Below are 23,902 nucleotides of genomic sequence, written 5' to 3' on the forward strand. Positions count from 1 at the left end.
AGGGGACAGTTCGATCACGGCGGATGTTCAGCCTTTAATGTGAAGATTGCGTCATGGCCGCCCGGTATTGCCGGGTACGCCGCGCAAGAAACCACTGGTCACGCACCAACGCCATACACGGCGCGACGTTGGCCTTGGGCAAATGGCCGCGGCTGAGCCGGCGCATCTGATAGCGCACGACGGCGAGGATGGCCAGTGACGCCAGGGGCTTGCGCTTCCAGTCGATGGGCTTGAGTTGCGGGTTGGGGTCGCGGCCTTCGCGCCAGTGTTGGATCAATTGCGGCTCCAGCGTCAATGCTGTGGCGATCCCGGCCATGGCGACGCCACTGTCCAGTACCTGTTGCACGATGGGCAGGCGACGGATACCGCCGGTGACCAGCAGCGGCATCGTGGCGATCGTCGCCAGTTGACTGGCGAATTCCAGGAAATACGCCTCACGCGCCAGGGTGCGACCGTCACGCGCTTCGCCTTGCATGGCCGGTGCCTCGTAGCTGCCGCCGGATAACTCCAGCAGGTCGATGGGCAGCGGGTTGAGCATTTCGACCACGGCGCGTGCGTCGGCTTCTGCAAAGCCACCCCGCTGGAAATCGGCGGAGTTGAGTTTGACGGATACACAAAACGCCGGGCTGACATTGGCGCGCACTGCCCGGATTACGTCCAGCAACAGGCGCGCACGGTTCTCCAGGGAGCCGCCCCAGCGGTCGGTGCGCTGGTTGCTCAACGGCGACAAGAACTGGCTGAGCAAGTAGCCGTGGGCACCGTGGATCTGCACGCCGGTAAACCCGGCTTTTTCGGCCAGGCGTGCGCTGGTGGCGAAGCGCTGGATCACGTCCTGGATGTCGTCCTCGGTCATGGCCTTGGGTGTGGCAAACATTTTCGAGAAACCGCCGAGGTCGAGCGCGACGGCGGACGGTGCAAGGGCTTGCTGGCGCAGGTTGGCTGGCGTCTGGCGCCCTGGGTGGCTGAGTTGTACCCAGAAGTGCACGCCGTTGCTGCGGGCGACGTCGGCCCATTCGCGAAAGCTCGCCAGATGCTGCTCATCTTCGAGGGCCACGCCACCGGGGCCGGTCATGGCCCGGCGGTCGACCATCACGTTGCCGGTGATCAACACGCCTGGCTTGCCGTCCGCCCAGGCCTTGTACAGTTGCTTCAACTCACGGGACGGCGCCTGATTGCCATCGGCCATATTTTCTTCCATCGCTGCCTTGGCGATACGATTGGGGAGGACCTGGCCATTGGGCAGTTGCAGGGCTTCAAAGGGTGACATGGGTTGACTCCTGAGTGGGGGAAGCCTCAGGCTAAGCTTAAAGTTAACTTTAATGTCAAGCAGGTGCCGTGATGAATATTGGAGAGCTGGCAAAGCAGAGTGGGCTGGCGGCGTCGCGGATCCGCTTTTATGAGGCCGAGGGCCTGATCAGCCAGGTCGGACGCCAGTCCAATGGGTACCGGCGTTATGCGCCGGAGGCCCTGCAAACCTTGCAGCTGATCCAGAGCGCGCAACAGGCAGGCTTTACCCTGCAGGAGCTCAAGGCGCTGATGCCTGCGCCGGGCGAGCACAAGCGCGAAGAGTTGATCGAGGCGCTGGAGCGCAAGGTCACGCAGATCGAAGCCATGCAGGCGCAACTGGCCCATAGCAAGGCGCAACTGCTGGGGGTGATCGAAGCGGTACGGGCGCAGCCGGAAGGGGTGCCGTGCAGCGTAGGGCAGAAGCAGGTATTAGGATTGATCAGCGAGAACCTGTAGGAGCGAGCTTGCTCGCGAAGACCTCACAGACAACACGTTCATCCAGGATTCACGCGTTATCGTTGACGATCTTCGCGGGCAAGCCCGCTCCTACGGTTTATTGGCGACGACGAAACAACGGCAGCGGTTCATCCGTTGCCGCCTGGTACGTCACCGAAAAGTCCTTGAGGCTTTCCAGGGCTTCGTACGGGTCTTTGTCGGCGCGCAGGGCGAACGCATCGAACCCGCAACGGCGCAGGTAGAACAACTGGTCGCGCAGCACGTCGCCAATCGCACGCAGCTCGCCTTTGTAGCCGTAACGGTCACGCAACAAGCGGGCGTTGGAGTAGTTGCGGCCGTCGGTGAACGCCGGGAAGTTCAGCGCGATGACCTGGAAGTGCTCCACGTCTTCGCCGATTTCTTCGGCTTCTTCATCGGCGTCCAGCCACACACCCAGGCCGCCGTCGCGGGCCTTGAGGGCGTGGCCGTGTTCGCGCCACAGCGCCAACGGCACGATCAGGTCGTCGCAGTTGGAGATGCCGTCAAAGCTCGCGTCCTTGGGCAGCAGGTGCCAGGTTTCGTCGAGGACTTCGTTGTTCTTAATGATTCGCTGCATAGACGCGCTCCTTGAACAGGTCGATGCCGATGCGCTGGTAGGTGTCGATGAAACGTTCATCTTCGGTGCGCTGTTCGATGTACACGTCGATCAGCTTGCCGATCACCTCAGGCATGGCTTCCTGGGCGAAGGACGGGCCGAGGATCTTGCCCAGGCTCGCATCGCGGCTGGCGCTGCCACCCAGGGACACTTGGTAGAATTCTTCGCCTTTCTTGTCCACGCCCAGGATGCCGATGTGGCCGACGTGGTGGTGACCACAGGCGTTCATGCAACCGGAGATGTTCAGGTCCAGCTCGCCGATGTCGAACAGGTAGTCCAGGTCGTCGAAACGGCGCTGGATCGATTCGGCAATCGGGATCGACTTGGCGTTGGCCAGCGAGCAGAAGTCGCCGCCCGGGCAGCAGATGATATCGGTCAACAGGCCGATGTTCGGCGTGGCAAAACCGCCTTCGCGCAGTTCGCCCCACAGGGTGAACAGCTGGCTCTGCTCAACGTCCGCGAGAATGATGTTCTGCTCGTGGGAGGTGCGCAGTTGGCCGAAGCTGTAGCGCTCGGCCAGGTCGGCGACGGCGTCCAGCTGTTTGTCGGTGATATCGCCTGGGGCAACGCCGGTCGGTTTCAGCGACAGGGTCACTGCCACATAGCCTGGCTTCTTGTGCGCCAGGGTGTTGCGGGTGCGCCAACGGGCGAAACCGGGGTGTTCTTTGTCCAGTGCTGAGAGCTCGGCGTCCTGATTGCTCAACGCCTTGTACTCAGGGTCGACGAAGTGTTTGGCCACGCGGTGCACTTCGGCTTCGGTCAGGGTGGTCTGGCCGCCGCGCAGGTATTCCATCTCAGCGTCGACTTTCTGGGCGAAGACCTCAGGGGTCAGCGCCTTGACCAGGATCTTGATCCGGGCCTTGTACTTGTTGTCACGACGGCCATAGCGGTTGTAGACCCGCAGGATCGCGTCGAGGTAGCTCAACAGGTCCTGCCATGGCAGGAATTCGTTGATGAACGCACCGACCACCGGAGTACGGCCGAGGCCGCCACCAACCAGTACGCGGAAGCCCAACTCGCCGGCCTCGTTGTGCACCGGCTCTAGGCCGATGTCGTGCACTTCGATGGCTGCACGGTCCGAGGTCGAGCCATTGATGGCGATCTTGAACTTGCGCGGCAGGTAGGCGAATTCTGGGTGGAAGGTGGTCCATTGACGGACGATTTCACACCAGGGGCGTGGGTCGATCAGTTCGTCAGCGGCCACGCCGGCGAATTGGTCGGTGGTCACGTTGCGCAGGCAGTTACCGCTGGTCTGAATGGCGTGCATCTGCACGGTAGCCAGTTCAGCCAGGATGTCCGGCACATCTTCCAGCGCCGGCCAGTTGAACTGTACGTTCTGGCGGGTACTGATGTGGGCGTAGCCTTTGTCGAAGTCGCGGGCAATCTTGGCCATCATGCGCGTCTGACGCGACGTCAGTTGGCCATAGGGCACGGCCACCCGCAGCATCGGCGCAAAGCGCTGAACATAAAGGCCATTTTGCAGGCGCAGAGGGCGGAACTCTTCTTCGCTCAGTTCACCTGCTAGGTAGCGTCGGGTCTGATCACGGAACTGCTTGACGCGGTCCTCGATGATGCGCTGATCGTATTCGTCGTATACGTACATATAGGTCCTGTTCTCGGCAAATCTGCGCGCACGGCCGCGCACTCCCAACGGAGCCGGGGCAAGATACCAGTTTGCGTTTATGCGCAAAAGTGATGTTTGAGTATATGCAAATAACCAAATCGACTAATGAGAACCGTTATCGCCATACCCACATTTGTCATGCGGGCAATCGTCAACTTTACTGTGAGCGTGTTTGAACGTAATCACCTATAAAACCGACAAGAGGCGATGCGATGAGTAACCCGACAAAAGCCCGTAAACCCGACAGTACCGTAGATGCCTGGGCCATTCTGTTCCTGATCATTCTGGTGGTGGGAACTGCCGTGTTTTGGGTAAGCCACCAGTAAACAGCCTCGATTGACTGTCGCAATGCCATTATCATGACGGTCAAATATCCGGGGCTGAACATCAATGTCGAAGGTGCTGATTGCGTGCGTGTGGTTGCTGGGATCGGCGTACGGGGCGATGGCCCATGCCACGTCGGTGGTGTTTCTCAACCCTGGCATGTCGACGGAAACCTTCTGGGTCAGCTACGCGCAGTTCATGCAGGCCGGAGCCAAGGACCTCGGCCTGCATTTGCGTGTGCGCTATTCCGAGCGTGACACCCGCAACACCCTGAATCAGGCGCGCGAGGCACTGCAAGGCAGCGAGCGGCCGGATTACCTGGTGTTGGTGAACGAGCAATACGTTGCCCCGCAGATCCTGCGCATGGCCCAGGGGAGCGGGGTCAAGCTGCTGATTGTGAATAACGCGCTGACCGCCGATCAGGTGCAATTGCTGAACGCCCGCAACGACGCCGACGTGATGGGCAGCATGGTCGCCAACGACGAGCAGGCCGGTTATTTGATGCTGACCGACTTGCTGCGCCAGCACGGCCCTGCAAAGCCTGGCGAATCCATCGACCTGCTGGCATTCTCCGGCACCAAGACGACCCCGGCCGCGCAGCTGCGCGAAAAGGGCCTGCGCCGTGCCCTGGCTGAGCACCCTGAAGTGCGCCTGCGCCAGTTGGTCTCCGGCGAATGGAGCCGCCAGCGCGCGTTCGAGCAAGCGGTGCTGTTGTTCAAGCGCTACCCGCAGACCGCGCTGGTGTGGTCGGCCAACGACGAAATGGCGCTTGGCGCCATGCAGGCGCTACAGGACAGTGGGCGGGTGCCGGGTCAGGAGGTGTTGTTCAGTGCGGTGAACAGTTCGCCGCAGATTTTGCAGGCACGGCTGGATGGACGGCTGAGTACACTGGTCGCCGGGCATTTCACCCTGGGCGGGTGGGCGATGGTGTTGATCCATGATGATGCCAAGGGCGTGCCAATCGACGCCCATGGCGGGCGCGACCGCCAGGAAGCGCTGTTCCAGTTGATAGACGCCACCCAGGCACAACGGTTGTTGGCGCCAGCGGCGCCAGTGGATTTCCGTGCACTGTCTGCCGTCGGCAAGCCGGCGTCCTACCGTTACCCCTTCAGCCTGCAACTGCTGCTGCGCTAGACGCCGGCCAACAGCAGCACCAGCTTGACGATACCGAACAACGTCAGGGCAAACACCACCGTGAACAGAATGCCCAACGCTACAAAGTGGCTGGGCCTGCCGTGGGTAAAGTCGCGAGCGCGGTTCTTGCCGCTTTGCACGCCAAACGCGGCCGCGATCACGCTGTGCAGCATCTGCCAGAAGGTAGGGGGCTTGTTGTTGATTGGATCGTCCATACATCCCTCGACACCAGGTGTGTGAGGGATAGCATAGACAATCCAGCCGGGCTTAGTTGTCGTAGCCCAGGTTCGGCGCCAGCCAACGTTCGGTCACACTCAGGTCCTGGCCTTTGCGCGCGGTGTAGCTCGCCACCTGGTCCTTGTCGACCTTACCCACGGCAAAGTACTGCGCCTGCGGGTGGGCGAAGTACCAGCCGCTGACGGCCGCCGCCGGGAACATCGCGTAATGCTCGGTGAGGAACACGCCGCTACGACCTGCATGCATTTCGCGGGCCTCGGGGTCGAGCAGTTGAAACAACTGGGCTTTCTCGGTGTGATCCGGGCACGCGGGGTAACCGGGGGCAGGGCGGATGCCGCTGTATTGCTCTTTGATCAGCGCCTCGTTGTCCAATTGCTCATCCTTGGCGTAGCCCCAGTGCTCTTTACGCACCTGCTGGTGCAGCCATTCAGCGCAGGCTTCGGCCAGGCGGTCGGCCAGGGCCTTGACCATGATCGAGTTGTAGTCGTCGCCCGCGTCCTGGTAGGCCTTGGCGACTTCTTCGGCACCGATACCGGCGGTGGTGATAAAACCACCGATGTAGTCAGTCACACCGCTGTCCTTGGGCGCTACGAAGTCGGCCAGGGAGAAGTTTGGCTTGCCATCGGTCTTGATGATCTGCTGGCGCAGGTGGTGCAGTTTTGCGATCGGCTGGCCGTCGTCGCCGTAGACTTCCAGGTCGTCGTCCTGCACCTGGTTGGTCGGCCAGAAACCGAACACCGCACGGGCGCTGATGAGTTTTTCGTCGATCAATTTCTTGAGCATTTCCTGGGCATCGGCGTACAGCGCGGTGGCCGCTTCACCGACGACTTCGTCAGTAAGAATGCGTGGGAATTTGCCCGCCAGGTCCCAGGAAATGAAGAACGGTGTCCAGTCGATGTACTCGGCCAGCACCTTGAGGTCGATATTGTCCAGCACCTTGGCGCCGGTAAAGGTCGGCACCACCGGGCTGTAGGTGCTCCAGTCGAACTGTGGCTTTTTGGCGATGGCGGCGGGATAGCTCAGGCGCTCGGTGCGGGCGCTGCGGTTCGAGGTGCGCTCGCGCACTTCCACGTACTCCTCGCGAGTGCGCTCCACGAAGCCGGCTTTCAGTTCCTTGGACAGCAACTGCGTCGCCACGCCCACGGCGCGGGAGGCGTCAGTGACGTACACCACGGCATCGTTACTGTACTTGGGCTCGATCTTTACCGCCGTGTGCGCCTTGGAGGTGGTGGCGCCACCGATCATCAGCGGCAGGTGGAAGTCCTGGCGCTGCATCTCGCGAGCCACATGGACCATCTCGTCCAGGGACGGGGTGATCAGGCCGGACAGCCCGATAATGTCGCACTTCTGTTCCTTGGCCACCTGCAGGATCTTCTCTGCCGGCACCATTACGCCCAGGTCGACGATGTCATAGCCGTTGCAGCCGAGCACCACGCCGACAATGTTTTTGCCGATGTCGTGCACGTCGCCTTTTACGGTTGCCATCAGGATCTTGCCCTTGGCTTCCGGCTTGTCGCCTTTTTCGAGTTCGATGAACGGGATCAAGTGCGCTACCGCCTGTTTCATCACGCGGGCAGATTTCACCACCTGGGGCAGGAACATCTTACCAGCGCCAAACAGGTCGCCGACGATGTTCATGCCGGACATCAGCGGGCCTTCGATCACTTCGATCGGGCGCTCGAACGACAGCCGCGATTCCTCGGTGTCTTCCACGATGTGCGTAGTGATGCCTTTGACCAGCGCGTGTTCCAGGCGCTTGTTCACGTCCCAGCCACGCCATTCTTCGGTCTCGGCTTCCTTGACGCTGCCGTCGCCCTTGTACTTGTCGGCGATGGCGAGCAGGGCGTCGGTGCCGTCCGGCGTGCGGTTGAGCACCACGTCTTCCACGGCATCACGCAGCTCGGCCGGGATCTGGTCGTAGATCTCCAGCTGGCCGGCGTTGACGATGCCCATGGTCAGCCCATTGCGGATCGCATACAGCAGGAACACCGAATGGATTGCCTCACGCACCGGGTTGTTGCCACGGAACGAGAACGACACGTTGGACACGCCGCCGGAGGTCAGTGCATACGGCAGCTCGTCACGGATGTAGGCGCAGGCGTTGATAAAGTCGACGGCGTAGTTGTTGTGCTCTTCGATACCGGTGGCGACCGCAAAGATGTTCGGGTCGAAGATGATGTCTTCCGGTGGGAAGCCGACTTCATTCACCAGGATGTCGTAGGAGCGTTTGCAGATCTCTTTCTTGCGCGCTTCGGTGTCGGCCTGGCCGGCTTCATCGAACGCCATCACCACCACCGCAGCGCCATAGCGCTTGCACAGCTTGGCGTGGTGGATGAACTGCTCCACGCCTTCCTTCATGCTGATGGAGTTGACGATGCCCTTGCCCTGGATGCACTTGAGGCCGGCCTCGATCACGTCCCACTTGGAGGAGTCGATCATGATCGGCACGCGGGAGATGTCCGGCTCGCCGGCGATCAGATTGAGGAAGGTCACCATGGCCTTCTTCGAATCCAACATGCCCTCGTCCATGTTGATGTCGATCACCTGGGCGCCGGCTTCCACCTGCTGCAGCGCGACTTCCAGGGCTTCGGTGTAGTTGTCTTCACGGATCAGGCGGGCGAACTTGGCCGAGCCGGTGATGTTGGTGCGCTCGCCGACGTTGACGAACAACGAGCTGCGATCGATGGTGAACGGCTCCAGGCCTGACAGGCGGCAAGCCTTCGGAATATCCGGGATCTGGCGCGGCGCGTAACCGGCCACGGCCTTGGCGATGGCCTCGATGTGGCCCGGCGTGGTGCCGCAGCAGCCGCCGACAATGTTGAGGAAGCCGCTCTGGGCGAACTCTTCGATGACCTTGGCGGTTTGTGACGGCAACTCGTCGTATTCGCCGAATTCGTTGGGCAGGCCGGCGTTCGGGTGGGCAGAAACGTGGGTGTTGGCCTTGTTCGACAATTCTTCCAGGTACGGACGCAGCTCGCTGGCACCCAGGGCGCAGTTGAGGCCCACGGAGATCGGCTTGGCGTGGGCCACGGAGTTCCAGAACGCTTCGGTGGTCTGGCCCGACAGGGTACGCCCGGAGGCGTCGGTGATGGTGCCGGAAATCATGATCGGCAGCTCAATATTCAATTCCTCGAACACGCCTTGCACGGCGAAGATCGCGGCCTTGGCATTGAGGGTGTCGAAAATGGTTTCGATCAGGATCAGGTCGGCACCGCCTTCGATCAGGCCTTTGGTGGCCTCGGTGTAGTTTTCCACCAATTCATCGAAGGTCACGTTGCGGTAGCCGGGGTTGTTCACGTCGGGCGACAGCGAGCAGGTGCGGCTGGTCGGGCCGAGCACGCCTGCGACGAAACGCGGCTTGTCCGGGGTTTCCGCCGTTTTGGCGTCGGCGATCTTGCGCGCCAGGCGTGCGCCTTCTACGTTTAGCTCAAACGCCAGCGCTTCCATGCCGTAGTCGGCCATGGAGATGCGCGTGGCGTTGAAGGTGTTGGTTTCGAGGATGTCGGCGCCGGCATCCAAGTAGGCTTTTTCGATGCCGCCGATTACGTCTGGACGGGTGATCACCAGCAGGTCGTTGTTACCCTTGACGTCGCTGGGCCAGTCGGCGAAGCGTTTGCCACGGTAGTCATTTTCCTCAAGCTTGTAGCTTTGGATCATCGTGCCCATGCCGCCGTCGAGGATCAGGATACGTTCCTTGAGGGCTTGATGAAGGGCTTGCAGACGAACGCTACGATCGGACATGGGACTACTCTGGTCAGGCATTTCGGAGGGCGTGAATCATAACAAACCTGTGCCGATTTAGAGCATGCGCAGTTTTTGCATGAATATCGTTCATGTTGCTGGGGAGTATGGCCCGGTAGAATCACCGGCAAATTTTCAGCGCACGCATTGAACCGGGACCCGATACATGTCACTTCGCCTCATCACCAGCGCCGTCCTGGCGCTGGTCGCTTGCATCGCACAGGCTGACGGACCCGCCCCGGCGATTTCGTACACTCGCGACATTCAACCAATCTTTACCGAGAAGTGCGTGGCCTGCCACGCCTGCTACGACTCCGCCTGCCAGCTCAACCTGGGCAGTGGCGAGGGCGCGGCCCGGGGTGCAAACAAAGTGCCGGTCTATGATGGCGAGCGCAGCCAGGCGACCCCGACCACACGGCTGTTCTATGACGCCTTTGGCAAGCAGGCCTGGCAGCAAAAGGGCTTTTACTCGGTGCTGGACGCCCAGGGCAGCCAGGCGGCCTTGATGGCACGCATGCTGGAGCTGGGCCATAACGCACCGCTGCAACCCAACGCCAAGTTGCCTCAAGATATCGTACTGGGCCTGAACCGTGAAAACATGTGCGCCATGCCCGGCGAGTTCAATGCCTACGCCGGTGCCCATCCCAAGGAAGGCATGCCGCTGGCGGTCACCGGCCTGACGGACCAGCAATACCAGACCCTGCAACGCTGGCTCGCGTCCGGCGCTCCTATCGATGAACAAGGCCTGGCGCCCAGCGCCAAGGAAGCCCTGCAGGTGCAGCAGTGGGAAAACCTGTTCAACCAGCCGGGTGCGCGGGAGAGCCTGGTGGCGCGCTGGTTGTTCGAACATCTGTTTCTCGCGCACATCTACTTCGAAAACGGCGAACCGGGGCATTTCTTCCAGTGGGTGCGTTCGCGTACGCCCAGCGGCCAGCCGATCGATCTGATCGCCACCCGTCGCCCCAATGATGATCCAGGCACCCGTGTGTATTACCGCCTGTGGCCGGTGCAGGGTGTGATTGTGCATAAAACCCACATCGCGTACCCGTTCAGTGCCCAGAAGATGGCGCGGATCAAAGAACTGTTCTACGCCGGCAACTGGCAGGTCAACGCCTTGCCGGGCTATGGCCCAGGCCGTCGCGCCAACCCCTTCGAAACCTTCGAAGCCATCCCGGCCAAGGCGCGTTACCAGTTCATGCTGGACAACGCCGAATACTTCGTACGCACCTTTATCCGTGGGCCGGTGTGCCGTGGGCAGATTGCCACGGACGTGATCCGTGACAACTTCTGGACCCTGTTCCAAGACCCGGACCACGACCTGTACATCACCGATGCGCGCTATCGCGGCCAGGCCACGCCGTTGCTGGCGATGCCGGGGCAGAACGATGACGTCGGCAGCGTGCTCAGCCTGTGGCTGGCGTACCGCGACAAACGTAATGAATACGAGGCCCTGCGCCGCGACAGCTATGCTGACTTGCCGCCGCCAAGCTGGTCGACCCTGTGGGCGGGCAATGACAATGCCTTGCTGAGCATCTTCCGCCACTTCGACAGCGCTTCGGTGACCAAAGGCCTGATTGGCGAGGTGCCGCAAACCCTGTGGCTGTTCGACTACCCGCTGCTGGAGCGCACCTATTATCAGTTGGCGGTGAACTTCGATGTGTTCGGCAACGTGTCGCACCAGGCCCAGACCCGGTTGTATTTCGACCTGATTCGCAACGGTGCCGAGCAGAACTTCCTGCGCCTGATGCCGGCCGATTCCCGCGAGGGCTTCTTGGATGACTGGTACCAGAACAGCGGCAAGCTCAAGCTATGGCTGGACTATGAAGCCATTGATGACGATAAACCCACTGGCCTGCACCTGAATGAAAACGATCCGAAGCGCGACTTTGCCAACCAGTTGCTCACGCGTTATGGCGATTTGAATGCGAGCCCGGATCCGATCAACCGCTGCACGGGCGCCTATTGCTCGCGTGACGGCGTGGACCCAGCCATTCAGGATGCGGAGCAGGCGCTGAGCCGCCTGACTTCACGCCCGGCCGCCGGGCTCAAGGTCATCGACCAACTGCCTGAAGCGACGATGTTGCGTGTCGAGACCGCCAGCGGTAAGCGTGTGCTCTACAGCATGCTGCGCAATCGTGCCCACAGTAACGTGGCGTTTCTGCTGGGTGAGGCTTATCGCTATCAGCCGGGCTTGGACACGGTGACGATTTATCCTGGCGTGCTGAGCAGCTATCCGAACTTTATGTTCAATATCCCTGCCCAGGAAGTGCCGGAGTTTGTGGCTGAAATGGAGCAGGCCAAGGATGCCAAGCGTTTCGAGAAGATTGTGGATCGCTGGGGTGTGCGGCGCAGTCATCCGTTGTTTTGGCAGTACTTCCATGATGTGTCGCAGTACATTCGGGAGACTACGCCGGTGGAAGAGGGGGTGTTGGATATGAATCGGTATCAGAACTTGTGAGATCTTTTCGGAGTGCATATCCGTTGCTGCGGTAACGGCTGATATTGGTTCCGCCCTTACGGCGCCTCAGATCAAAAGCCAGAGCAAGCGCGACTCGCTTCGCATCGTGGATACGCTTTTCGTCCTTTGTAGGAGCCGGCTTGCCGGCGAAAAACGTGAGAACGCCGCGTTTTGTCTGGTTACCCGCGTCATCGTTAACCACCATCGCAGGCAAGCCAGCTCCTACAGGGACTGCGTTTGCCCTTGCCTTTGCTCTACACCACTCAGGCCGCCGTGCTCTTGCGGTCCCCCAAACCCCTGTCGGATTACGGGCACACCGAGTATTGGGGCAAGAGCCTTTTGGTTGCTTTTGGACTCTTTTCAAAAGTGACCCGCCGTAAGAGCGGAACCCATAGCAGCCATCACCCAAATAACGGATATGTACACCCCCCCAAAAAACCTATCCCGACAAAAACACTAGGACTTTGTACCTGCGTAATATTTTGGCGTAAACTGCTGGCAAGCCTGTGAGGAGTTTCCATGACTGCCATAACCATTACCGACGCCGCCCACGATTACCTGGCTGACCTGCTGTCCAAGCAGAACACCCCGGGTATCGGCATCCGCGTCTTCATCACCCAACCCGGCACCCAATACGCCGAGACTTGCATTGCCTACTGCAAGCCTGGGGAAGAGAAACCTGAAGACACCGCCCTGGGGCTGAAAAGCTTCACCGCGTACATCGATGCCTTCAGCGAAGCCTTCCTCGACGACGCCGTGGTCGACTACGCCACCGACCGCATGGGCGGCCAGTTGACCATCAAGGCGCCAAACGCCAAGGTGCCGAACGTCAACGCCGACAGCCCGGTGAACGAGCGCATCAATTACTACCTGCAGACCGAGATCAACCCAGGCCTGGCCAGCCACGGCGGCCAGGTCAGCCTGATCGACGTGGTCGAAGACGGCATTGCGGTGTTGAAATTCGGCGGCGGCTGCCAAGGCTGTGGCCAGGCGGACGTGACCCTGCGTGAAGGCATCGAGCGCACCTTGCTGGAGCGTATTCCAGAGCTCAAGGGCGTGCGTGACGTGACCGACCACACGCAGAAAGAAAACGCCTACTACTGAATAAGGCGTTCACTGCGAGCAGAAAAAACGGCGCCCCGTGAGCGCCGTTTTTTTATGCCTGGGTTTCAGGGGCGGTAAAGATGAGCATGGCCCGCGCGATACAGCGACGACTCACTGAAGCTGTCACTTGCCAACACCCGGCCCACCACAATCAATGCCGTGCGCCGAAAGCCCTTGGCCGCCACCTTCTCGGTAATGTCACTCAACGTGCCCATCGCCCAATCCTGATCCGGCCAGGTTGCCCGGTGCACCACGGCAATCGGGCAATCCGCGCCGTAGTGCGGCAGCAGCTCAGCGACGATCTTCTCCAGGTGATTGACCCCCAGGTGAATCGCCATGGTGGTGCCATGCCGGGCCAGGCTGTCGAAATCCTCGCCGGCGGGCATGCGGGTTTTGTCGGCATAGCGGGTCAGGATCACGCTTTGGGCGATATCGGGCAGGGTCAGCTCGGTTTCCAGCAGGGCGGCGCAGGCGGCCACGGCGGTGACGCCGGGAATGATCTGGAAGGGAATGCCCAGCTCCCGCAGATGGCGGATCTGTTCGCCAATGGCGCCATACAGGCTCGGGTCACCGGAATGGACGCGGGCCACGTCCTGGCCGTTGTCGTGGGCGGTTTTGATCAGGTCAATGATCTGTTCCAAGTGCAATTCGGCGCTGTTGACCACCGTTAGCGCCGAATGGCCGTCCAATACCGCCGCCGGAACCAATGAGCCGGCATAGATGATTACCGGGCAACTGCGGATCAGCCGCTGGCCTTTGACGGTGATCAATTCCGGGTCGCCGGGGCCTGCGCCGATGAAGTAGACGGTCATGGTGGTTCCTGTCGAAAAAACGGGCGAGCATGAATGTTGTTCATGATCGGGGGCGGCAATTATCGGGATTTTAGCCGGCGCAGGCTAATGCAAAGGTGGCTTGGGCGGTTTTTTTGCGAGTGATCAACAGGCGGGCAGGGCTGCCTGCAAGGTGCTCGGCGAGTGCCAGCGCGGCGCTTTCGGCGATGCCATAACAGCCGGTGTGGGCAAAAGCGATGTCGGATTTGTGGCTCAGGCGGTGTTCAAACGCCGCCAGTTGCTCGGCGCTGAAACACTGCAGTGGCAGGTTCAGCCTCTGGGCCAGAGCCAGTAACCCCGGTTCATTCTGTTTGCGATCGATACTGGCCAGCGCGCTAATGCGGTGACGCTCGATACCGCCCTCGGCGAGGGCCGAATCGAACAGCGCCAGCAAGGTGTGAAGATCGCAACCCTGCTGGAAACCCAGGCCGATCACCAGGGTCATGCCGAGTATTGGTCGTCACGGTTGCGGCGGAACAGCCACGCGCTGATCAGGCCCAGTGCGAGCCAGAAAGCGACGTTGGTCAACTGTGAAGCGATCTTGAATTGTGCTTCCAGGGCTTGCGGTGCCAGCATCGAATGCACTTCGGGCTGTGGCGCGCCGATCACGTGGGGGACGGCGAGGATCGCCACGCCCAGCACTTTCAACAGCCAGTTACGACCAAATACGATCAAAGCGATGCCGGCAGCCGTAGAAGCCGCAGTGCCGATCCACCAGGTCTGGCGCAGCGCCAGGTCCGCGGCGGCGGTGCCCGGCAGCTCAGGCGGCAGGCCCATCGTCGGTGCCAGCACGAAGGTTGCGTAACCGGCCAAGCCCCACAGCAGGCCTTGGGCGGTGCGGGTTGGCGCGCGCAGTGTGTAGAGACCGGCCAGCATCAGCGCAAAACCGACCGCGACCACCAGATTACCGCCTGTGGTGGAGAGCACGCGCTGCCAGCCGTCTTCCGGCTCCCAGGCTTCGGCATCGTGGGTGTGGGCGGCAGCGCCTTCGGTGTGTTCGTGGGCCACTTCGGTGGCGGCCGGGGCCTTTTCAAAGGTTTCCGCCTGCAGAATCAGCGGGGCGACCCAGAAGCTTTGCAGCAAGGTCAGCAACAGGGCGGCCAGCAGGCCGGTGAAACCTGCAGTTTGCGCGATACGCTTGATCATGTCGGCAGGTCTCAGTGGCACGGGAACGCAGCGCTGTGGCGGGTATCGTGGGCAGCGTTGTGCACGGCCTCGATGTGCGAGAAACCGGCAAAGTACACCAGGCACGCACCAAGGATCGACGCGCCGATGGCGGCGGTCAGGCGTTGGCTCAGGGTGGCGGTGCTGCTGGCGGAGTGCGAGGTGCTGCTGACGATCGACATGGCGCGTCCCTTTCAGGTGTCTGGGTGAAACGAGCGCATGGAAACCCCGCGAGCCAGGCACGCAGGGTTTGAACAGCGCCCGCCCACCGCGGGTTTGTTATCTGAATTTTTCGGGCCGGTCTCCGGGCTTGCGAGGGGCAATGTGCCTAATAAGCATCGCCTTCCCATGCCGTCGAGGCACAGTGGATCTGACGCTTCACTCGCTTACCGTTGCGGGGGCAGCACCGGACTGGTCATATCGCTATGACGCACCGGTTTCCCGTTTCACCCTGTGAAGGGCACCCGAAACAAGATGTGTAGGAGAGCATGGGGGTGGGAGGGGAGTCAATTGGGGTGTGTACATATCCCTTGTTGCGATGATGGCTGAAATGGGTTCCGCTCCTACAGCGAACCGCCTTTGCTCTACACCACTCAAGCCGGCTGTCAGGCCGCTGTGCTTTTGCTTTTGATCTTGATCTTGATCCTAAGCGCCCCGTCAAACACGCTGGCCGGAATTCGACAGGGATTTGGGGGGTAAACCGGCAGGGATGCCGGTTTAGCCGCCCCGCGCCATGGATGGCGCGTGGCGGTGGCCCCCCAAATCCCTGTCGGATTACGGGCACACCGAGCGTGAGCGAGGTGCCGAGTGTTGGGGCAAGAGCCCTTTGGTTACTTTGGGGCTCTTTTCCAAAGTGACCCGCCGTAAGGGCGGAACCCATAGCAGCCATCACCGCAGAAACGGATATGTACACTAACCCAACCAATCCAACCCCATCATTGACCATCCCCCAAGCACTGCGTAGCCTTACACCCTTCGAGGTTCTTCGGCCCAGGCCGAAGCTAAGAAGGGAACGCGGTCCAAGCCGCGGCTGCCCCCGCAACTGTAAAGGGTTCAGCTGACTGCCACGCCACTGCCGACAAGGCGGGAAGGCGCAGCCAGCGCCGGTCGCAAGACCCGCAAGCCCCAAGCCAGGAGACCTGCCTCGCAACCGATTTTCTACTTCAACCGGGCGGGGTGATCCGGTGACGAAATCCGCTGCTGCGCGCCGTCGCAGGGCCTATCGTCCCGTATGCCCGCCCCCAAGGGCATCCGATGAAAACACTGGCCAAACTCCCCGTCACCATCGTCACCGGCTTCCTCGGCTCGGGCAAGACTACCTTGCTGCGCCACATGCTCGATAACGCCCAGGGCCGTCGCATCGCCGTGATCGTCAACGAATTCGGCGAACTGGGTATCGACGGTGAAATCCTCAAGCAGTGCTCCATCGGCTGCACCGAAGAAGAAGCCAACGGCCGCGTCTACGAGTTGGCCAATGGCTGCCTGTGCTGCACCGTGCAGGAAGAGTTCTTTCCAGTGATGCGCGAGTTGGTGGCCCGTCGCGGCGACCTCGACCATATCCTCATCGAAACCTCCGGCCTGGCCCTGCCAAAACCGTTGGTACAAGCCTTTCAGTGGCCGGAAATCCGCAGCGCCTGCACCGTCGACGCTGTGATCACCGTGGTCGACAGTCCGGCCGTGGCCGCCGGCACCTTCGCCGCTTTCCCGGACCAGGTGGATGCCCAGCGCAAGCTCGACCCGAACCTGGACCACGAGTCGCCGCTGCATGAGCTGTTCGCCGACCAACTGGCCAGCGCCGACCTGGTGATCCTCAACAAGAGCGACCTGATCAGCCCTGAAGACCTGGCCCGTGTGCGCCTGGAAGTCGCGGAAGAACTGCCGCCCGCGGTGAAGATCATTGAAGCCAGCAGCGGTCGTTTGCCGTTGGACGTGCTGATCGGCCTGGGTGCCGGCTCCGAAGAGCATATCGACGGTCGCCACAGTCATCACGACCATCACCATGACGGTGAAGACGATCATGACCATGATCACGACGCCTTCGACTCCATCTCCATCGACCTGCCGCAGGCCGATGAAGCGCTGCTGCTCGACGCCCTGACCCAGTTGGTGGTGCAACACGGCATCCTGCGCGTCAAAGGCTTCGCTGCGATTCCGAACAAGCCGATGCGCCTGCTGATCCAAGGGGTGGGTACGCGTTTCGACAAGCACTTCGACCGTGCCTGGGGCCCGGACGAAGCACGCATCACACGCTTGGTGCTGATCGGTCAGGACCTCGACGCGGCGGGCCTTGAAGCGCAACTGCGCGCAGCCCTCAGCGTTTAACCCATGCACCTGCTCAGGACCCAGCCCGGTGGTTTCGTCTCGGACGACAATATTGCCGACCTCGGACAAACCCCCGCTGATCTGGTGATCCTGTGCAGCGGCGATTCCAGCCTGGCGCTGCTGGCCGAAGCGGCCCAGCAGTTGCCGGACGATTACCCCAGCTTTCGCTTGGCCAACCCGATGCAGGTGCAGAACCATGCCTCGGTCGACCTGTATGTCGATGAGGTGCTGCGCCACGCCAAGGTCATCCTGATTTCCCTGCATGGTGGCATCGGTTATTGGCGTTACGGCATTGAGCGTCTGGTGGAATTGGCCGAGCGTGGCGTTCAACTGATTCTGGTGCCGGGGGATGATCGCCCGGACCCTGAGCTCAGCGGACTAAGTACCGTCGGCGCCGAAGAGCGTGATCGCCTCTGGCACTTCCTGCGCCAGGGCGGCCTGGGCAATGCCCTGGATTTCTATCGCTGCCTGGCCAGCACTTACCTGGGCCGTGATTACGCCTGGGCCGAGCCGCAAACCTTGCCGCGCACGGCGATTTATCACCCGCACCGTGCCAGCGCCCGGCTGAATGATTGGCAGGCCGACTGGAATGCCGAGTGGCCGGTGGCGGCGGTGTTGTTCTATCGCTCGCATTTGCAGGCAGCCAATACCGGTTTTATCGATGTGTTCTGCCAGCGCTTGCAGGCGGCGGGTCTCAACCCGTTGCCGATGGCGGTGGCCAGTTTGAAAGAACCCGGCTGCCTGGCGGTGGTCGAGGACCTGCTGGACGAGGTCGGCGCGGCGGTGATTCTCAACACCACCGGCTTCGCCCAGTCCAGCCCGGAAGCGCCGCACTTGCGGCCGTTTCGCCGCAATATCCCGGTGATCCAGGCGATCTGCGCCCAGGACAACCAGCCCGGCTGGGAAGCGAGCGACCAAGGTCTTGGCCCCCGCGACCTGGCGATGCACATTGCCTTGCCGGAGCTGGACGGGCGGATCATCAGCCGGCCGATCAGCTTCAAGGACCTGGCCTGGCGCAGTGAGCGCAGCCAGTCGGATGTGGTGTGCTACCGCGCCGCGCCGGAGCGCATGGATTTTGTTGCTGAGCTGGCGCGGCGCTGGGTCGAGTTGGCGCGAGTGCCGAATGGCGACAAGCGCATCGCGCTGATCCTCGCCAATTACCCGACCCGCGACGGTCGTATCGGCAATGGTGTCGGCCTGGATACGCCGGCGGCGGCGTTGAATATCCTGCGTGCCCTGCAGGCCGAAGGCTACCCGGTGTCGGATGCATTGCCGGAAAGCGGCACGGCACTGATCCACGCTTTGCTCGGCGGCGTTACCAATGACCTCGACAGCCTCGACCTGCGCCCCTGCCACCAAAGCCTGGGCCTGGAGGACTACGAGGCGATGTTCAGCCGCTTGCCCGCGGCCAATCGCCAGGCGGTGCTGGAGCGCTGGGGCACGCCTCATCACGACCCGATGTTCCGCGATGGCCGCATGATGGTCGCCGGCCTGCGCCTGGGCCTGACGTTCGTCGGTATCCAGCCGGCGCGGGGTTATCAGGTGGACGCCAGCGCCGTTTACCACGACCCGGACCTGGTACCGCCCCACGGTTACCTGGCGTTCTACTTCTGGTTGCGCCACACCTACGGTGCCCACGGCGTGATCCATGTAGGCAAACATGGCAACCTTGAATGGTTGCCGGGCAAGGGCGTCGGCTTGTCGGAAAACTGCTGGCCCGATGCGCTGCTGGGGCCGCTGCCGAATATCTACCCGTTTATCGTCAACGATCCGGGCGAGGGCGCCCAGGCCAAGCGACGCACCCAGGCGGTGATCATCGATCACTTGATGCCGCCCCTGACCCGTGCCGAAACCTACGGCCCCCTGCGTAACCTTGAGCTGCTGGCGGACGAGTACTACGAAGCGCAACTGCTGGATCCGCGTCGCGCCCTGGAGTTGCAGAAAGACATCCTCAAGCTGGTGCGCGAAACCCGCATCGACCAGGAACTTGAGCTGGAGAGCGACGCCGACGCCGCCGTCTGGCTGCCGCGCCTGGACACGTACCTGTGCGACTTGAAAGAGTCGCAGATCCGCGATGGCCTGCACATCTTTGGCGAGTCGCCGGCAGGTCGCCTGCGTATCGATACTTTGCTGGCCTTGCTGCGCATCCCGCGTGGCGATGGCCGTGGTCCGCAATCGAGTCTGCTGCGTGTGTTGGCCAAGGCCTTTGACTTGGGCTTTGATCCGCTGGATTGCGCTTTGGCCGAGCCCTGGACCGGGCGCCGTCCCCAGGTCTTGCAGAAGATCGATGCGCAGTTGTGGCGCACCGCCGGCGATACCCGCGAGCGCCTGGAGCTGTATGCCGCGCGGCTGATCGAACAGGCGCTGGAGGGGCCGCTTGAACAGCTGGAAGAGCCCGGTTGGGAGGATGTGAAGGCCGTTATCGAAAGCCTGCGCATCGTGGTGGCGCCGCGTCTGGACGCTTGTGGCCCGGCGGAAATGTGTGGCTTGCTGGATGCCCTCAGTGGCCGTTTTGTGCCTGCCGGCCCAAGTGGCGCGCCGAGCCGCGGACGTTTGGATGTGCTGCCGACGGGTCGCAATTTTTTCACCGTCGACGTGCGCAACCTGCCCACTACCACGGCCTGGCGCATCGGCTTTCAATCCGCCAACCTGATTCTCGAGCGACATTTGCAAGACCACGGCGACCACCTGCGCCAACTCGGCCTGTCGGTATGGGGCACTGCCACCATGCGCACCGGCGGCGACGACATCGCCCAGGCCATGGCGCTGATGGGCGTGCGCCCGGTGTGGGCGACCGGCAGCCAACGGGTGGATGATTTTGAAATACTGCCGATCAGCCTGCTGGACCGCCCGCGTGTCGACGTGACCCTGCGTGTGTCCGGGTTCTTCCGCGATGCCTTCGCCAACCTGATCCGCCTGTTCGACGCCGCGGTGCAGGCAGTGGCGGCGCTGGATGAACCGGACGATATGAACCCGCTGGCCGCCAAGGTGCGCAGTGAGCGTGAGGCGTTGCTCACATCTGGCCTGGACGCAGAAGCTGCGGCGAAACAAGCCGGTTGGCGCATTTTCGGCGCCAAGCCGGGCGCCTATGGTGCGGGCGTGCAGGGCGCGGTCGACGGTCGCCTGTGGCAAAGCCGTGAGGACTTGGCCGAGGTTTACCTCAACTGGGGCGGCTACGCCTATGGAGGTTCCGATGAAGGCACCGCCGCCCGTGCGCAATTCGCTCAGCGCTTGAGCCAGGTGCAGGCGGTGCTGCAGAACCAGGACAATCGTGAGCACGACCTGCTGGATTCCAACGACTACTACCAATTCCAGGGCGGCATGCTCGCTGCCGTGGAAACCCTCAGCGGTGACAAGGCCGCCAGCTACCATGGTGACCACAGCCAACCGGACCTGCCGAAGATCCGCACTCTGAAGGAAGAGCTGAACCGGGTGATCCGCTCCCGCGCCGCCAACCCCAAGTGGATCGAAGGCGTGAAGCGCCATGGCTATAAAGGTGCATTCGAGATGGCGGCGACCGTGGACAACCTGTTCGCTTTCGACGCCACCACGGCGCTGATCGACGATCATCAATACGCGCTGCTGGCCGATGCCTACCTGCTCGACCCCGACACCCGCGCCTTTGTGCAGCAACACAACCCCGACGCTTTGCGGGACATGACCGAGCGCATGCTCGAAGCCCAGCAGCGGGGCATGTGGCAGGAGCCGGGGGCGTATCGCGAGGCGCTGGAAAACCTGTTGCTGGATATAGAAGAGGACGGCTAAAGGCGGGCTCGTTGTGGTGAGCAGGCTTGTGTCGCAGAATTTGAAGAGGGATCGCATGACTGATATTCCCCATTTCCCGCTGTCCGCCGTAGTCGGCGCCGATGACCTGAAACTGGCGCTGTGCCTGACTGCCATCGACCCGAAGATCGGCGGTGTGCTGATCGAAGGTCCGCGCGGCATGGCCAAGTCGACCTTGGCGCGCGGTTTGGCGGACCTGTTGGCCAGTGGTCAGTTCGTGACGTTGCCTTTGGGCGCCACCGAAGAGCGCCTTGTGGGCACGCTGGACCTGGACGCCGCGTTGGGCGAGGGGCGGGCGCAGTTCTCACCCGGGGTCTTGGCGAAGGCCGATGGCGGCGTATTGTACGTCGATGAGGTCAACCTGCTGCCCGACCACTTGGTGGATGTGCTGCTGGACGTGGCCGCCAGCGGCACCAACCTGATCGAGCGCGATGGTATTTCCCATCGCCATTCGGCGCGCTTCGTGCTGATCGGCACCATGAACCCGGAGGAAGGTGAGTTGCGACCGCAGCTGCTCGACCGTTTCGGTTTCAACGTGGCGTTGAGTGGGCAGACCTTGCCGGTCGAGCGTGGGCAGATCATTCGTCGTCGCCTGGATTTCGACAGCGACCCGGCGGCGTTCTGCGCACAATGGGATGAGTCGCAGGCAGCCTTGCGAGAGCGCTGCACTCAGGCGCGGGCGCGGCTGGATGCCATCGCGCTGGACGATGAGACGCTGGCTCGGATCACCGAACGGTGCTTCGCTGCGGGCGTCGACGGGTTGCGTGCGGACCTGGTCTGGTTGCGCGGCGCTCGGGCCCATGCCGCCTGGCGGGGTGCCCATGCTATCGGCGAGGAAGATATTGAAGCTGTGGCGGAGTTTGCCTTGCGCCATCGCCGCCAAGAGCAGGCCACTCCTTCGAGTCCACCGAGTGAAGGGCAATCGCCCAAGTCCTCCGACGCTTCCCCAGGCCAAGGCCAATGGGGTGACATGCCCGCACCGGCTTTGCCCACCGGCGCACGCCGCGATGTGCCGGCCTGGCCAAAAAAGCCCTAGGCATTCGCCCCCGACCTGACGCGGGGGCGGATGCCCGCCCCAACGCGGGGCAACTGGACAGAGGCAGGCACGGCAAGGCGCGCAGCGCGAAACAGGGCTCGATCAATTGGCCGGGCACCTTGCTCGGTGGGCGCCCGCAAACCCGTGAGGATCTGCTTTATCACCTGCGCAGTCGTTCGGCCCCCGCGTTGTGGCTGGTGATTGTCGATGCGTCGGCGTCCACCCGGCGACATCACGCGCTTTCCGACGCCAAGGGCGTGTTGGCGCAGTTGTTTGATGATGCCTACCGCCAGCGGGCACGGATGGCGTTGTTGACGGCCAGCGGGCATTCGCCCAACTGGCAGGTCCAGGGATTGAAGGCGGCGAAGGGCTTGGCGGGTTGGCTGGACCAGTTGGGCGCGGGCGGCGGCACGCCATTACTCGCGGCGCTTGTAGAGGCCAGGCATTGGCTGGCACTGCGGCGTGCGCGTTATCCGGCTGAGCAACAGCGGTTGCTGGTGATCACTGACGGACGACTCAAGGATATCGCCGGGTTACCGTTGCTGGAGTGCCCTGGCGTGCTGGTGGATATCGAGCGTGGGCCGATCAGGTTGGGTCGGGCTCAAGAGTTGGCGGCTGGGTTGCAGCTGGATTATCGGCATATCGATGACTTGTAGCGCCTGGACGATCGCTTTCGCAGGCAAGCCAGCTCCCACATTTGATAGGCGGTGCAGTCAAAGTGTGGCCGCTGGCTTGCCTGCGATAAGGCCCTCCAATACACCAAAAATCCTTCAGCCAGCCCCCGGCACATTCGGCCAAAGGTCCGCCACCAGAAACAGCCGCTCAGCTTCCTCCCAATCCTCACCCACCTGCACCAGTCGCACCAGCAACTGCGCCGGGGCCATGGGGTCCAGGTCGGCCAGCCAGCCTTGCATCTGCGCCTCGCTCCACACCTGATCCGCCGGGTAATGCGCCGGCGCCAGCCACGCATGCCGGGGCAGGGGTTGCCAGCGGCCCGGCTGGCTGAGGCTGACAAACGCTTGCCAATCGCGCTGATGCAACCAGCGCCCACGCAGGTGCTGCGGATGGGCGCCGACGGGGGCTTGAGCCTGGCCGGGCCAGGGGTAGAGCAGGTAACCGCCCAGCCACAAATGCGCATCGAATTGCTGTATATCCAGCGCCGCCAACGCCTCGCGGCTTTCCGCACGCGCTGATATCGGCAGTTGATGCTGGGCCAGATGAGCCAGTTTGCGGTCCAACCGATCATGGCAACCCGGTCCCAGCCATTGCGCCGTGTCCTGGCCGTGGCCATCCTGTGGCCCAAGATAAAGTTTGATCGCCAGCTCCAGGTGATGCACCCCATCGCGGTCGCGCAGCAGCATGTCCAGCTCGCCGAGGGTATGCCCGGCACGCCGGATCGGCAGGTTGGCGGCCAGCAATTCCACGCCCGGCGCATGTTGCACCGCGAACTGCCACAGGCGTTCGTAATAGAGGCCCAGGCGCCGCGTGCGTGACAGGCTGAGCCATTGCTGCAAGGCGCCGCTGTCCTGATCAAGTTGGCGCAGCCAGCGTTCCAGTTGATGCGGTGCCTGCACCCAATCGCTGCCGGCCAGCGGGTGGCGTTGCGGCCACGGTGTGCGCGCGAGCATCGGCGGGGCGAGCATCACCCACGCCAGGTCGCGCACTTCGGGGTGGCGCAGCTGTCGGGGCAGGGTGTGCAGATCCGGGAACACAGTCATGGTCCGAGCATAGCCGTTTAAAGGTTGCATGGGTGGCTGAGAACTATTGT

General features: G+C 62.2%; 18 protein-coding genes and 2 riboswitches. Of the genes, 8 read left to right on the plus strand and 10 right to left on the minus strand.

Going from position 1 to position 23,902, the window contains the following annotated elements; translation table 11 throughout:
- Positions 1-34 precede the first annotated feature (34 nt).
- Positions 35-1,267 (minus strand): NADH:flavin oxidoreductase/NADH oxidase family protein, encoded by a 1,233-nt coding sequence (locus tag PF1751_RS11720; protein WP_010210900.1) that lies wholly within the window; start codon positions 1,265-1,267, stop codon positions 35-37.
- Between the two features lie 71 nt (positions 1,268-1,338).
- Here PF1751_RS11720 and PF1751_RS11725 point away from each other — a divergent pair, with 71 nt between their 5' ends.
- Positions 1,339-1,743: a MerR family transcriptional regulator gene (locus tag PF1751_RS11725; protein ID WP_010210899.1), complete on the plus strand. Its 405-nt coding sequence runs from the start codon at positions 1,339-1,341 to the stop codon at positions 1,741-1,743.
- Between the two features lie 97 nt (positions 1,744-1,840).
- Here PF1751_RS11725 and PF1751_RS11730 read toward each other — a convergent pair whose 3' ends face one another.
- Positions 1,841-2,338 carry a DUF934 domain-containing protein gene (locus tag PF1751_RS11730; RefSeq protein WP_010210898.1) on the minus strand — a complete coding sequence of 166 codons (498 nt, stop codon included), beginning with the start codon at positions 2,336-2,338 and terminating at the stop codon, positions 1,841-1,843.
- A complete protein-coding gene (locus PF1751_RS11735; RefSeq protein ID WP_010210897.1) occupies positions 2,322-3,980 on the minus strand; it encodes a nitrite/sulfite reductase in 1,659 nt (552 codons plus the stop codon). Before PF1751_RS11735 ends, PF1751_RS11730 begins: the two co-directional genes overlap by 17 nt.
- Positions 3,981-4,391: 411 nt before the next feature.
- On the opposite strand from PF1751_RS11735, the gene PF1751_RS11740 reads away from it, so the two are divergent.
- On the plus strand, positions 4,392-5,459 hold the full coding sequence (locus PF1751_RS11740; protein WP_021491690.1) for an ABC transporter substrate-binding protein: 1,068 nt from the start codon (positions 4,392-4,394) through the stop codon (positions 5,457-5,459).
- On the opposite strand, the gene PF1751_RS11745 is transcribed toward PF1751_RS11740, so the two are convergent.
- Positions 5,456-5,674, minus strand: coding sequence for a DUF2970 domain-containing protein (locus tag PF1751_RS11745; protein WP_010210891.1), 219 nt, complete (start codon positions 5,672-5,674; stop codon positions 5,456-5,458). The genes PF1751_RS11740 and PF1751_RS11745 overlap by 4 nt on opposite strands.
- A 52-nt stretch (positions 5,675-5,726) precedes the next feature.
- Positions 5,727-9,437, minus strand: a complete 3,711-nt coding sequence (gene metH, locus PF1751_RS11750; RefSeq protein WP_021491689.1) for a methionine synthase — start codon at positions 9,435-9,437, stop codon at positions 5,727-5,729.
- Positions 9,438-9,603: 166 nt separating this feature from the next.
- Between metH and PF1751_RS11755 the strand changes: the two genes are divergently transcribed.
- Both PF1751_RS11755 and nfuA read left to right on the plus strand, forming a co-directional pair.
- Entirely contained in the window at positions 9,604-11,895 is a 2,292-nt protein-coding gene (locus PF1751_RS11755) for a fatty acid cis/trans isomerase (protein WP_021491688.1), read from the plus strand.
- Positions 11,896-12,414: 519 nt separating this feature from the next.
- Positions 12,415-12,999: a Fe-S biogenesis protein NfuA gene (gene nfuA, locus PF1751_RS11760; protein ID WP_003173594.1), complete on the plus strand. Its 585-nt coding sequence runs from the start codon at positions 12,415-12,417 to the stop codon at positions 12,997-12,999.
- A gap of 65 nt (positions 13,000-13,064) precedes the next feature.
- Here nfuA and cobM read toward each other — a convergent pair whose 3' ends face one another.
- The 4 genes from cobM to PF1751_RS11780 form a co-directional block, all read right to left on the minus strand.
- The gene (gene cobM, locus PF1751_RS11765) at positions 13,065-13,811 is read right to left on the minus strand and encodes a precorrin-4 C(11)-methyltransferase (protein ID WP_010210885.1); all 747 of its coding nucleotides are present in this window, start codon (positions 13,809-13,811) and stop codon (positions 13,065-13,067) included.
- 70 nt (positions 13,812-13,881) lie between these two features.
- A complete protein-coding gene (locus tag PF1751_RS11770; protein ID WP_044287046.1) occupies positions 13,882-14,274 on the minus strand; it encodes a cobalamin biosynthesis protein in 393 nt (130 codons plus the stop codon).
- Positions 14,271-14,975: a CbtA family protein gene (locus PF1751_RS11775; RefSeq protein WP_010210883.1), complete on the minus strand. Its 705-nt coding sequence runs from the start codon at positions 14,973-14,975 to the stop codon at positions 14,271-14,273. The genes PF1751_RS11770 and PF1751_RS11775 overlap by 4 nt, the downstream gene beginning before the upstream one ends.
- A gap of 11 nt (positions 14,976-14,986) precedes the next feature.
- A complete protein-coding gene (locus PF1751_RS11780; RefSeq protein WP_010210882.1) occupies positions 14,987-15,175 on the minus strand; it encodes a CbtB domain-containing protein in 189 nt (62 codons plus the stop codon).
- 96 nt (positions 15,176-15,271) lie between these two features.
- Positions 15,272-15,476: riboswitch (cobalamin riboswitch) on the minus strand.
- Positions 15,477-15,954: 478 nt separating this feature from the next.
- Positions 15,955-16,154, plus strand: a riboswitch (cobalamin riboswitch).
- A 93-nt stretch (positions 16,155-16,247) separates the two neighbouring features.
- Here PF1751_RS11780 and cobW point away from each other — a divergent pair.
- Genes cobW through PF1751_RS11800 form a run of 4 tightly spaced genes read left to right on the plus strand, consistent with a single transcriptional unit; the run spans position 16,248 to position 22,790 of the window.
- On the plus strand, positions 16,248-17,315 hold the full coding sequence (gene cobW / locus PF1751_RS11785; protein WP_021491686.1) for a cobalamin biosynthesis protein CobW: 1,068 nt from the start codon (positions 16,248-16,250) through the stop codon (positions 17,313-17,315).
- 3 nt (positions 17,316-17,318) lie between these two features.
- Positions 17,319-21,080: a cobaltochelatase subunit CobN gene (gene cobN / locus PF1751_RS11790; protein WP_021491685.1), complete on the plus strand. Its 3,762-nt coding sequence runs from the start codon at positions 17,319-17,321 to the stop codon at positions 21,078-21,080.
- Positions 21,081-21,135: 55 nt separating this feature from the next.
- A complete protein-coding gene (locus PF1751_RS11795) occupies positions 21,136-22,134 on the plus strand; it encodes a magnesium chelatase ATPase subunit I (RefSeq protein WP_021491684.1) in 999 nt (332 codons plus the stop codon).
- Between the two features lie 53 nt (positions 22,135-22,187).
- Positions 22,188-22,790 (plus strand): VWA domain-containing protein, encoded by a 603-nt coding sequence (locus PF1751_RS11800; RefSeq protein WP_044287047.1) that lies wholly within the window; start codon positions 22,188-22,190, stop codon positions 22,788-22,790.
- Positions 22,791-22,904: 114 nt separating this feature from the next.
- On the opposite strand, the gene PF1751_RS11805 is transcribed toward PF1751_RS11800, so the two are convergent.
- Positions 22,905-23,852, minus strand: a complete 948-nt coding sequence (locus tag PF1751_RS11805; protein ID WP_044287048.1) for a DUF1853 family protein — start codon at positions 23,850-23,852, stop codon at positions 22,905-22,907.
- Between the last annotated feature and the right edge of the window lie 50 nt (positions 23,853-23,902).

This window comes from Pseudomonas simiae (genome assembly GCF_000934565.1).
Lineage (GTDB): Bacteria > Pseudomonadota > Gammaproteobacteria > Pseudomonadales > Pseudomonadaceae > Aquipseudomonas > Aquipseudomonas simiae.